This window comes from Psychrobacter aquaticus CMS 56 (genome assembly GCF_000471625.1).
Lineage (GTDB): Bacteria > Pseudomonadota > Gammaproteobacteria > Pseudomonadales > Moraxellaceae > Psychrobacter > Psychrobacter aquaticus.
On the sequence record NZ_AUSW01000033.1, the window covers coordinates 107,431 to 119,705 of the forward strand.

Annotated in this window: 11 protein-coding genes and 3 pseudogenes; 8 read left to right on the forward strand and 6 right to left on the reverse strand. The window is 40.7% G+C overall.

The window, feature by feature from the left end:
- Positions 1-228 precede the first annotated feature (228 nt).
- Positions 229-450, forward strand: a pseudogene (locus M917_RS14145) (hypothetical protein); the annotation flags it as partial.
- Between the two features lie 166 nt (positions 451-616).
- The gene (locus M917_RS09360) at positions 617-2,233 is read left to right on the forward strand and encodes an NAD(P)/FAD-dependent oxidoreductase (RefSeq protein WP_021814573.1); all 1,617 of its coding nucleotides are present in this window, start codon (positions 617-619) and stop codon (positions 2,231-2,233) included.
- A gap of 380 nt (positions 2,234-2,613) precedes the next feature.
- On the opposite strand, the pseudogene M917_RS14025 reads toward M917_RS09360, so the two are convergent.
- Positions 2,614-3,458, reverse strand: a pseudogene (locus M917_RS14025) (DDE-type integrase/transposase/recombinase); the annotation flags it as partial.
- A 230-nt stretch (positions 3,459-3,688) separates the two neighbouring features.
- Between M917_RS14025 and M917_RS09375 the strand changes: the two are divergent.
- The 6 genes and pseudogenes from M917_RS09375 (at position 3,689) to M917_RS09400 (ending at position 7,399) form a co-directional block, all read left to right on the forward strand.
- Positions 3,689-4,222 (forward strand): DUF2939 domain-containing protein, encoded by a 534-nt coding sequence (locus tag M917_RS09375; RefSeq protein ID WP_021814575.1) that lies wholly within the window; start codon positions 3,689-3,691, stop codon positions 4,220-4,222.
- Positions 4,223-4,340: 118 nt separating this feature from the next.
- Positions 4,341-4,565: a hypothetical protein gene (locus M917_RS09380; RefSeq protein WP_021814576.1), complete on the forward strand. Its 225-nt coding sequence runs from the start codon at positions 4,341-4,343 to the stop codon at positions 4,563-4,565.
- 122 nt (positions 4,566-4,687) lie between these two features.
- Positions 4,688-5,227 carry a hypothetical protein gene (locus M917_RS09385; RefSeq protein WP_021814577.1) on the forward strand — a complete coding sequence of 180 codons (540 nt, stop codon included), beginning with the start codon at positions 4,688-4,690 and terminating at the stop codon, positions 5,225-5,227.
- Between the two features lie 337 nt (positions 5,228-5,564).
- Positions 5,565-5,777 carry a hypothetical protein gene (locus M917_RS09395; RefSeq protein WP_021814579.1) on the forward strand — a complete coding sequence of 71 codons (213 nt, stop codon included), beginning with the start codon at positions 5,565-5,567 and terminating at the stop codon, positions 5,775-5,777.
- Between the two features lie 395 nt (positions 5,778-6,172).
- Positions 6,173-6,616: pseudogene (locus tag M917_RS14030) on the forward strand (transposase); the annotation flags it as partial.
- A gap of 303 nt (positions 6,617-6,919) precedes the next feature.
- Positions 6,920-7,399, forward strand: a complete 480-nt coding sequence (locus M917_RS09400; RefSeq protein ID WP_021814580.1) for a hemerythrin domain-containing protein — start codon at positions 6,920-6,922, stop codon at positions 7,397-7,399.
- Between the two features lie 189 nt (positions 7,400-7,588).
- On the opposite strand, the gene M917_RS09405 is transcribed toward M917_RS09400, so the two are convergent.
- The 5 genes from M917_RS09405 to M917_RS09425 all read right to left on the reverse strand — a co-directional run bounded on the left by M917_RS09405 (position 7,589) and on the right by M917_RS09425 (position 12,269).
- Positions 7,589-7,867, reverse strand: coding sequence for a MoaD/ThiS family protein (locus M917_RS09405; RefSeq protein ID WP_021814581.1), 279 nt, complete (start codon positions 7,865-7,867; stop codon positions 7,589-7,591).
- Positions 7,868-7,905: 38 nt separating this feature from the next.
- Complete coding sequence (moaB, locus tag M917_RS09410) at positions 7,906-8,439, reverse strand: molybdenum cofactor biosynthesis protein B (protein ID WP_021814582.1); 534 nt, start codon at positions 8,437-8,439, stop codon at positions 7,906-7,908.
- Positions 8,440-8,498: 59 nt separating this feature from the next.
- Positions 8,499-9,602, reverse strand: a complete 1,104-nt coding sequence (gene moaA, locus M917_RS09415) for a GTP 3',8-cyclase MoaA (protein ID WP_021814583.1) — start codon at positions 9,600-9,602, stop codon at positions 8,499-8,501.
- 206 nt (positions 9,603-9,808) lie between these two features.
- A complete protein-coding gene (locus M917_RS09420; RefSeq protein ID WP_021814584.1) occupies positions 9,809-11,107 on the reverse strand; it encodes a molybdopterin molybdotransferase MoeA in 1,299 nt (432 codons plus the stop codon).
- A 67-nt stretch (positions 11,108-11,174) separates the two neighbouring features.
- Positions 11,175-12,269, reverse strand: coding sequence for a peptidylprolyl isomerase (locus M917_RS09425; RefSeq protein ID WP_021814585.1), 1,095 nt, complete (start codon positions 12,267-12,269; stop codon positions 11,175-11,177).
- Positions 12,270-12,275: the final 6 nt, after the last annotated feature.

The window sequence follows — 12,275 nt, forward strand, 5'->3', positions numbered from 1 at the left end:
TTCAAATATGAATGCTTGTTTTTCTAGAATAAATAATTAGCAAAAAATATTTGTAATCAATAACTGTTCTATACAAAGTTCTTTCACCATAAAAATGGTGAATCTATATATGCAAACCCCAATATTAAGAAAGTCACCTAAATAATTTTAAAGATAATAAATGTTTGGTAGGCTATAACATCAGCGGCTAGCGATGACTTTGCACTCAAGATTTTATCTCTTTATGCTAATGAGCTAGTATATCACCAAGATTATAAAACAAGATTTGTAGCGATCAACGATATCATTAGGTATATCGAGCTTGATTATAATGAGGAGCGATCAGCAAAGGACTGCTTTGCAGCGATGCAAGACAAAAGCTATGATCGTAGTGGGACTAGGATTGAAAAAGGTTTGAGTTATCTATTGCCAGAAAAGATGTGGTTTAGCTTTCAGCATCAGGCTGCGTAACTAAAATCTCCCAAGTTTGACTGTACGGATTTGACGGCAGGGGTCATTTTCAAACTACAATACAAATCTGTAAATTTACCCTGCGTAAGTAAAATATTTATTCGCTTATTTGTATCAGTACCAGTAAAATGCAAGACAGTTTTCTACACTAGTTTATGAGTAACCAATGATACGTTTAACTGAAATTAAATTGCCATTAAATCATGCACCTGAAGATCTAACGACTGCTATAACGACAAAACTTAAAATTTCTGCTGAGCAAATGGCTTCATTTGTGATGTTTAAACGTGGTTATGATGCTCGTAATAAAAGAAATATCCAATTAATTTACACGTTAGACATCACACTTACCGACTCGGATTTAACCAATAATTTACTGGTTCAATTTGAGTCAGACAACCATGTTAAAGCAACACCAGATACCAGCTACAAATATGTAGGTGAAGCACCAGAGAACTTAACTGAGCGCCCTGTTGTTATTGGTTTTGGACCTTGTGGTTTATTAGCAGGACTTACCCTTGCTCAAATGGGTTTTAAACCTATTATTATTGAACGTGGTAATGAAGTAAGACAACGCACCAAAGACACCTTTGGCTTTTGGCGTCAGCGTAAATTAAACACTGAATCAAACGTACAATTCGGTGAAGGCGGAGCAGGTACCTTTTCCGACGGCAAATTATATAGTCAAGTGAAAGATCCAAATCATTATGGCCGTAAAGTAATGACAGAATTTGTGAAAGCAGGCGCTCCAGAGGAGATTTTATTTGTAAGTAAACCGCACATAGGTACTTATAAGTTAGTCAGCATGGTAGAGAAAATGCGTGCCGAGATCATAGAACTCGGTGGTGAAGTCCGTTTTGCTACTCGCGTAGACGACTTGCATATAACTGACTCAAAAGTAACTGGCGTGACACTTAATAGTGGCGAAATCTTAAAAACCAACCATGTTGTTCTTGCTGTTGGTCATAGCGCCCGAGACACTTTTGAAATGATCCATGATAAAGGCGTGTATGTTGAAGCAAAACCTTTCTCGATTGGCTTTAGGATTGAACATAAACAGTCAACCATAGACCAAGCACGCTTTGGCGACAATGCTGGAAACGAAATACTTGGCGCTGCGGATTACAAGCTTGTTCATCACTGCAAAAATGGTCGTTCTGTTTATAGCTTCTGCATGTGTCCAGGTGGAACCGTTGTTGCCGCAGCATCAGAAGAAGGCCGTGTTGTCACTAACGGCATGAGCCAATATTCAAGAAACGAACGTAACGCCAACAGTGCTATTGTTGTAGGCATCGACCCAGAGCGAGATTACCCAAACCACCCTCTTGCTGGTATCGACTTACAAAGACAATTAGAAACCTTAGCATTTGAATTAGGCGGCAAAGACTACAGTGCACCAGCGCAAACCATTGGCGATTTCTTAAAAGGTAAACCAAATTCAGAATTAGGTGATGTTAACCCGTCTTACACACCGGGCATTACCTTAACCGATTTAAGCAAAGCACTGCCCGATTTTGCCGTGGATGCCATACGTGAAGCCATTCCAGCGTTTAATAAAAAAATCCAAGGATTTTCATCTGACGACGGTTTACTAACTGGCGTAGAAACCAGAACATCGTCACCAATAAGTATTAAACGCAATAAAGAATTCCAAAGTATTAACACCAAAGGCTTATTTCCTGCAGGCGAAGGCGCTGGCTACGCAGGTGGAATATTATCAGCAGGGATTGATGGCATTAAAGTGGCCGAAGCTGTGGCAAAATCGATGTTGAAGCTAGATTAAGAGCGGCTTTAGGCAAACCACAATATTAAACCTCTTACCTAGATAAAAATATGCGATCGAAAAAGCCTTTCAAGCTATTAAGTATAAAGCTTGAAAGGCTTTTCTGATTTTGAGAGTGGAGAGTTACTTTTATATCTTGAATAAGTTTGGACATCCTAAAAGTATGATCGGATTGGCATAAGTATTGATGCCAGATATTCGGTACCTTGTATGAAAAGCCATCGTAAGTTATATAAAGTTATGAAGTGATATATTATGACCCCTACCGTCAAATCCGTACGGTCAAACCACACCTGCCTTGGCGATTTATAGCCCAAACCCTTTTGAATTCTTGTTTCACTGCGAGCACAGCTCTTGTCTTGCGTCGCTGCAAAGCAGTGCTTTGCTAGTCGCTCCTCATTGTACTCAAGCTCGATATAGCCGATGATATCGTTGATCGCTGTAAACCTTGTTTTATAGTTCTAGTGATACACAAGCTCATTCTTTAATGTACCTCAGAAGCTTTCTATTGGCGCATTATCAAATGAGCGAGGAGAGTAAGTGTCTGGGAGACACTTATCCGAGTGCAAGACGGAGGGCTGTCCCGTAGTGGTTACCTTTAGCGCTCATGGAGCCTGTAAATTGCTGCTGTTTCATAATCTTGTGGTAGGCATGACTGCAATACTGTCTGCCCTTGTCAGAGTGGATTATTAGCCCTTGGTTTGGCCTCTTGTTCTTGACTGCCATATTCAATGCACGGCAAACTAAATCAGCGGTCATGCGCTTACTTATAGCGTAGCCGACGAGCTCTTTGGTATATAAGTCTTTAACACCAGCCAAGTACAGTCAGCCTTCGCTTGTCCAGATATAAGTAATATCGCTGACCCAAGATTCATTAGGACGCGAAGTACGCGGTGGCCTCATTCGAGCATAGCTATCATCTTGCGTCGGGGCGAAGCAGTGCTTCGCTTTATCCCTCCTCATTTAGTATCTCTCGTTCCTCCTGAGCAACCTTGAGATCACGTTTAAGACGTTTATTCTCTTCTATAATAGCCATGAGTTCAGGATCATACTGCTTAGTGCCGACAAGCTTGCATTCATTCGCTTTGTTCTGCCAGTTAGATAAGGTCTGCATGGCGATACCAAGCTGCTTTGCGGTCGCTGAAACATTGCCGTTATTGTCTGCTATCTTTTTGACGGCTTCACCTTTAAATTCTGTGCTATAAGTTCTGATTTTCTTGGTCATGGTAAACTCCGATTAATACGCTTAGTTTACCAAGTTTATCTCTACGGTTTCTTCAGCATAGCTCAAGAAGATGCTAGACGATATTGACTAACTAATGAGCTCCATCAACCAAGACGTGGCTAATTATCGATATGAGTTAAATAATTAATAATTACTGATAAATGAAAAACATAACTATAGTTGACTATGATTATGTTAAAGTATTGTTTTTTCATGTTAAGGAATTGTTTGTGAAAAAGACATCTATCTTAATAGCTGGCTTATTGGTCTTGATAGCAGGCTATCTATATGCATCACCTTACTTAGCATTAAATAGTATAAAGAATGCGGCTAAAGCACGAGACGCTGAAAAACTATCTAGTTATATTGATTTCCCAAGTGTAAAACAGGGTGTTAAAGAGCAAATCAAAGCTAAGTTTGCTACAGAAATGATCGCAAACGAAAATAGTGACGGCTTTGAAGCGTTAGGTTCAATGCTTGCTACAGCAATGATAGATCCGCTAGTTGATGGCTTAATTACGCCAGAAGGAATAGCAGCTATGATGTCAGAGAAACAAGATCAAGACTCTACAGAAGCTGCTAGTACACAAGAAGAATCAAACAAATCTAATAATTTAGAGTATGAGACTGGTTACGATTCTTTTAGCGATTTCCATGTTAATATCAATAACGCAGAGTCAGATAAGACTGTAAAGGTTATGTTGCATCGCGATGGTTTAAGCTGGAAAATAATTGATATAGACTTTCCTTTAAATGATTTTTAGTGACCAAACACTGCCAAAACTTCCAAAAAAGCGTTAACACTTGACCCTCACTGACAGTTGATGTTGTATTTCTCACACTGGCAATTGTAAGTGAAGCCAATTGATTTATGAGGTCTTGATGATTCAACGTATAGTTGAGCGTTATTGCTCAAAGCAAGCCGATATTATTAGTAATCTAAAAAAAGAAAATTTCGGTGCATGTTTAGCTGATAGCAGCTACAAAGATAGTTTGGCTCACCACCGCCGTAAGCAGCGAATAGTGATAGCGACGACGAAATATAATACCGCTATCGATTTGTTCTTAAGAGATTCGAAGTTTGAAAAAATAGAAGTAGAGTTATAGTAAAAAGCCTTATCTAACGATAGGGCTTTTTTGATATCCGCATATTGAAATATTGTTATGCATCACAACTTAGGTTATGCTGATTTTGGCACAATATAATATAATCCTAGGAATAAAAATAAATGACAAAAAGATTTGATCAGGCGGATGTTGAAAAGCTTTCACTAGAATTTGCTAAAGAGATGATCGACTTTAGCGATGGCAGTAGTAATGCAAGTGTTGATGATCATTTGATTAGGCGTGCTACAAACATGGCCATTGCTTGGCTTGAAGGAGCGGATTTACGTTCGAAAATGTTTGAACAGCAATGCGCTAACTGGATTGATTTGGCTGAGATAGGGATTTCTACCCTTAACTTAGTGCCATATGAAAAGTATTGGTTCATAGCGCGCGAGCACGGTTCTACCAATCCTCTTGAGTTAATTCAGGGTAAATTTATAAAACCAGTTCAAAGTGAGGTAGATGCTGGAAAATATAATAAATACTATGCCTCGTTTGCTGATATTCAAGATGACAAAGGCAACAATTACATGGCTCAGTATGTCATCCCTGCAGAAGACGGGACGATATTTAATCAAGACTTTGAGCCACTAGCACCCAAAGGTGTAGTGATTAAAAATAAAAGCTTTTCGTCCACCATACACATACAGCCGAAACACTAATGTTCGCGTAAGCGAGATTAGCAAATGAAATATTAACAAGTCATCTTAGTAACAAGGTGGCTTTTTTTATGCCTGCAATTACGCGGGCTTTTTTACGTCCAAAATTTAGCAGGGATGCTATGTGCGAACTAACCAACCAGCAAGCCTATGATTATTATCATGAGGTAAAAGAGTCGTGCGCCAAGGATTATTGGCTCAAATTTTTACGGGACAGAGCGAATAGAGGCGTAGAAGGCGCTCAGGATTATGTTGATAAGATTGAGTTTTGTCTAGCATCTTGAAATCCTATTTCCAACCACAAAATAAGTAAGTTCAATGGTGCAAATAAGGATATACGATGCAATTGACACAAGCAGATTTTGACGATAAAGTTTTTGAGTTCGTCAAAGCTATTACAAAAGCTACATATGTAGCAACTATGAGTCCTCCTAACCAAAAAGTAGTTTTAAGTTATGCCAGACAATTTGCTGTAGCTTGGTATGAAGATGCAGAAGCTCGACAAGAGGACTTTCAGAACCTTATCAATAAGCTAGCATCTAAAGACAAATAAAATTGATAGATCTAGATAAAACCCACTACTTGGTGGGTTTTTTATTGTTCAGAATAAGTGCCTATAGCTCAGATGGTTAGAGTAGAGGACTCATGATCCTTTGGTCGCAGGTTCAAACCCCGATTTTTACAAAGACACCTGATAAATCTTATTATTAGCAATTTGTGCTGTAAGCCCTATATAAATAGGCTTAGATAGACTATCAATATAATGTGTTCATATTTTGGTTAGTGATCAGTATATCTATAAATACTATTTATAGACCCGTAATATTATAGGTAGTCACATCTAATAACTTTTAAATATATGCATATAAGTTAATTCTGCAAAAGCTCATTATTTCAAAACCACCTTGCCAGCCACACCATCCATTTGATAGTTTTAATATCCCATGCGATAACGAAACTAAAGAGCTGATTGGCTAATCCATCAATAAGCATATGACAGCAGACTGAGTCTGTCATGCACCCAATATGGCAATTAAGAATAGATGACCAAGCTAAGGGCTGATTGTACATTTTGACAGAGGCAGTCAGTACTATAGCTATAAGTATCATAAAATCATCAAACAGTATAAGTTTACAGGCTCAATAAGTGGTAAAGGTAATAGCTTTGATAATGCGCCAATAGAAAGTTTCTAGGGCATATTGAAGAATGAGGTTTTATACCATCAGGATTACAAAACCAGATTTGCAGCCATCAACGATATTATTAGATACATCGAGCTGTACTACAATGAGGAGCGATTAGCAAAGCACATTCTACTGTATGAAAAGTCAACTATTAAAACATTGATGAGTAATAAGCTAACAGCCAAGGGTACAAATAACGACATATAGGCAGGCGGGGTCGGTGTCAGCAGGTGTTAAAGACTTCAGATCGTTAAGGCAAATGTGGTTTGGCTTTTATCGTTAGGTTTCATAATTACAATATCGAAAGTTTGATTGTACAGATTTGATGGCAGGGGTCAGTATTACGTGATGACAGCGCTTTTGGTAAGACCACCAAGGTCAAAATTAAATGTCCATCTGTCCAGATAGTTGCCCCTAATAGGTGTAGTATGAGTATGTAGTTAAGCATAAATGGATATTCTTAAAATCCATAAAACATGACTTTATTTTGATTGTCTGAGGGATTTAATTATGAAACGCGCCGCACAATTACAGCCATTATCCCGTCAACATCACCTTGGCCTGAATATATCTCGTCATGCAAAAGAATGTACTGATGAACCTAAAGAAATTGCCAAACATTGGCTGAATCTAACGTCTTATATTAATGAGATGCAAAACCATTTTCAGATTGAAGACAACCTAATCGCCAACGCTTTACAGCCGTATCGCAACGCCAAACCAGCAGTAGCATCGGCGCTAAATACCCTCGATGAGCAACATAAATCCCTGCACGTACTTATGGCAGAGATTCAAGAATCCACGCAGTCTCAAAGCAATCCCGTCACGATGATACAAGTCAGAAAACTGGGCACTTTGCTATACGATCATATTCGTTTTGAAGAACGTGAGCTGTTTCCCATGGTTGAGAGCTATCTAACAAAAGAAGCGCTAGATGCCATTTATGATGCTAGCCCAGATAGTATCAAACGCCCAGACGAGCATCGCTAAAAGGCCGTCATTTACAGATTGTTAAATAGGGCGCGCAGATGATCAGGGAAATCTGTCGCCACGTTTGCTGTACCGTCGCAGACAGAGGCTTCGAAACATTCATCTCAGCCACATGGGATTTTTTAAATTAAATCGCCTATATCAGGTAAGCGTCATCGACACTTGTCCTAATATAAGGGCTTATTTAAACTAACCGCCCGCCACGGGTGTAATAAAAACCACACTGTCGCCATCATAAATTTGATCTGTCCATTTAGCAAAATAATCATTCACCGCCACGCGCAGCTCCGACTGTGGACGACTAAAGCGATGCTTTTGGCGTAGTTGTTCATACAACTCGGTTAAGGAAGTCAACTGTTGCACAGCGACGTTTTCTTCATAGCAATTGGCCTCATCCGCCAAGCTGGCAAAATATAAAACAGTGATGTTCATCACGGTGTCTGTACTCTTTTCTACCAAAATGCTCATAGCAGCTTCCATGGTTTGTTAAGTATCTAACGGTAGGTCTATAACGAATGACTGGGATTGATACGCATAAAATGCGGTACAAAGTTACAAGGGCGAGTGCGGCTATCAAACTGTTCTTTTAAGATACCTTCCCAACCAGTGCGACAAGCACCTGTCGAGCCGGGCAAACAAAAAATCCCCGTACCATTTGCCATTCCTGCAATCGCACGCGACTGCACGGTTGACATACCGATATCCTCTTTTGAGATAAGACGGAACATCTCGCCAAAACCATCAATGGATTTATCAAATAATATGCTGACCGCTTCCGGCATACTGTCACGGATATAAAATCCTGTGCCACCAGTCGTGATCACAGCATGGATGTTGGGATTTGCAATCCACCCGCTAATAACGGCTCTAATCTGATAAATATCGTCAATGATTAGCTGACGATCAGCCAATTGATGGCCTGCTGTTTTTAGCTGATCAACCAAATACTGTCCTGAGGTATCTTCTGCGAGCGTGCGACTGTCAGAGACCGTCAAGATGGCGATATTAAGCGCGGTAAATGGGGCTTGTGGCTTACTCATAAATGTTCCTTGATAACTATAATTAATAAAGGTAGAGAAGAAATTTGACTATGAAGCCACTAACCACCGATTAAAGACAGATTGTGCATGATGCCGCTGTTCGAGTCATGAAGCTGGTGATGCGCAGGTTTAATCGGCATAAAGCTATGTAAAGTATTGACCAATCCTGCGACATCATCTTGCTGTAGATGCTTACGAATGTCGTAATTACCTTGGTCAAACAAACACAGATGTACTTTGCCTTGGCTGCTGACCCGCAGACGATTACAGCTGTCACAAAAATGGGCAGCATAAGGCGCAATCATACCGATGCGTCCTTGATAATCAGGATGTCCATACTCTATCGCTGGACCGTCACTGCTGCCACGCTTCAGAGTCTGCCAGCCGTGCTTTAGTAAATAATCGGTAATAATATCGGAATGCGCATGCTGAGCAAAAAACAAGTCGCGGTTGTCACTGGTTTGCATAAACTCAATAAATCGATAAGTGACCGGTCTGTCTTTGACATAGTCGATGGCACTCATTAGATTTTCAAAGGCTGTTTCGGCCATCAAAATACTGTTTATTTTGAGCTTGATATCCGTGGTTTCTAACAATGTATCCATATCTTTTAGCAACTGCGGCAACATATCAAAACCAGTCATTTTATGAAAGGTCGGGGCATCAAAGCTGTCTATACTGATATTGATTTGATCCAGTCCAGCCTTTTTCCAGTCTGCTAAGTGCTTACCGAGCTTATAACCATTACTGGTCATAGCGACCGTTTCAATACCTTGGGTTTGTTTGATAGCTTTAATGATATCAACGACATCACGGCGTATAGACGGCTCACCGCCTGTAATCCTTACTTTTTTAGTACCTACTTGGGCAAAACCACGAACTAAAGTGGCGATTTCAGTGACGCTTAGCTCATTCTGTGGCGGTTTGCCTTGATAGCCATTTGGCAAGCAATATTCACAGCGAAAATTACAAAAATCCGTGATTGACAGTCGCAAATAATTCAGACGTCTTGCGAAGCCATCGGTCAGTGGTTGAGAAGGCGTTGTAGGGAAGTGAGATGACGAGATAGCAGAGGTTGCTAATGCGTGACGAGCAAGAACATCGGGTGCAGCGGTAGGCGAATACCATTGAGTATTTCCTACGATGGGGACAAGATGGTTCATAGATGATTACCATTCATATTAAGTATGTGCTGTACTTTTAGGCATTGCCTCAGGTTGTGAGTGGGAGCGTTGTCTTTGCGTCTTATGCTGTATTCAAGTCTTATTATGACAAATTGCAAGCAAATAACCATTCACCTTAAGGCAGCTATCTTCTACCACCAAAGTAGTAGTGACTGGCTGTCTTAGAGTGAATGAAATTGAAATAATTATGAATGAAAAACCCAAGGGAAGGGCTGAACCCGAACTTGTTCACCAGCGGAGATATCACCCGCGTCTTGAGGCAACACGATAAAGCAATTGGCGCGACTAAGTTGCTTAATACGGTGCGATTGCTGAGTTGAGAAACCGTCAACTTGATAGCTGCCTGTCTCGTTTTGCGTTAGTATCGCGCTCTGAAAGTCAGTACGTCCGGTTGATTTTAAGATGTCATTCATTAGTAGAGCTTGGACGTTTAACTGCTTGGGTTGCTCTGACAAGCTAGCGCCTGACAGCTGCCACAATGCTGGAATCACAAACTGTAAGGTGCTGACCACTGTCGATAGTGGATTGCCTGGTAGGCCAAAGTATAATACTGGCTTATCAACGTTTTTTGTTAATTCGCCAAATACGAAAGGTTTGCCCGGCTTCATCGCGACTTTGTAGTGATTAATTTGACCCAAATACTCAACGACTGGCGTCAAAAAATCATAATCACCTACCGATACTCCAGCGGTGGAAATTAACACATCACACTTTTGCATGGCTTTATGAATGACTTTAGTGAGCTGAGCCATATCATCAGGGACGATTCCATAGTCATGAATAACGATAGGTAAAGGGTCTAATAGGCTTTTGAGGGTCGGGGTGTTGGAGTTGTATATTTGTGCTAACGTTTTTAGCTTACCACCAAGTGCGATAAGTTCGTCACCAGTCGCCAGCAGTCCTACAGTGAGCGGTTTAAACACCTTTACTTTGCCGATACCCAAATTGGCCAGTAAGCTGATATCAGCAGGGTTGATGCGCTTTCCTTGCTGTAAGACCAGCTCATTTTCCTGAATCTCCTCTCCTTGCTTACGGATATTGGCATCTACTTCTGACGCTTTTGATAAAATAATGTTGTAAGGCTGAGTTTTATCGATATTGTCTTTTATATGAGCAAAATTGGTGTTTTCTTGCATAATAACCGTATCGCACCTATCGGGCACTAATGCACCAGTAAAGATACGAATGCCTTGACCCTTCTTTACCTTACCTATGTAAGGTGCACTCGCTTGAGACTCTCCAATAATTTCGATAATAACGCCTTTAGAAAGGTTACTATTGTGAGCAATAGCATAACCATCCATCGCAGATACATTCTGCCTGGGCACCGCAAATGATGAGATAACATACTCAGCCAATATGTGGTTAAGGCTGTCTGACAGAGAACAGGTACTGACCGGTCTTTTACATAGTGGCCAGTCGTTTTGATTGTAGCTGTTTACTCGCTGTTTGATTGCTGACTGTAACGCTTCAACCGTAATCATAACTTTATACCCTTTTTACTAACCATAAGCATTCGTATCTCACCAGAGACACGTTGGAAATAATGAATTAACCCCGAAAGACGTTTTCTTGCTCAAGGGTCATCTCAATGCCTTCTATATTTGCGGCATTGGCTAAGGTAAACAGGTAGTCGCATAATGATTGGTGAAATGCTTGTTGGCTCAGCTTGTTGTGGATGGCTGGGCTGACTTGCTCATAAGTCATTTGTATCCCTGACTCTTTATTGAGCACCTCAACAATGTGAAAACCATACCTGCTTTCGATGGGGCTCGCCGCTAGACCTACCTTTAATTTGAATAACGTCCCTTCAAATTCTGGCACGGTTTGTCCTTTACTAATGATACCCAGTTCACCGCTTTGTTCTTTTGACGGACAAGCAGAATGCTGGCGTGCCAATTGGATAAATTCTGCATCAGGGTTGGCATTATTTTTGATTTGTTCGATAAATTCGTAAGCGGTCTTTTTAAGCTTTAAGCGCTCATCGCCATCTTCAGGCAAACACGCCAGCAAGATATGGCGCACTGTCATAATAGGATCGGTCATAAAATCAGTGATATTTTGCTTATAGTAACGCTCACACGTTGCCATATCAGGAATCGTCGCTTGTACATTGGTGTCTATTAAAACAGAGATTGTTTTTTCTTCGTCATCTAACCATGCAGCCTCACCGAGGCTTGGCTCATCTAAAACGGCAAGTTTAAGCAGTTCACGAACGACTAAAGCCTGAGTCGCCAAAAAGACAGCGTCCTCTTTTTTTTCTGCCGGATGGTATTGTAGCTCTTGCGCGATAGCCGTTCTGTCTATCATCACGCCATTTACCAGCACAGAAGGTAATTCATCACGGCTAGAGGCAATCAGGTTTTTATGATTGCTGCGTTCTTCTGCCATTGCTTTTTCGATAAATTCTTGGTCAGAATGCGGTTTTTGCAGATCCGTCAAGGTTGGCATTAGATGCACGATATCATCACCATGACTATGATTGTGCTCATGGCTATGATCGTGGCTGTGGTCATGGCCACAATCATGACCGCTATGTGTGTTATCAGCACCAGTAGAAGCATGAGCGGCATGATCATCACTGTTAATATGACTACTGGCGTTATTAGTAGCATGGTCGGCTGGATTATAAGTACTGACAGTCATCGTTGC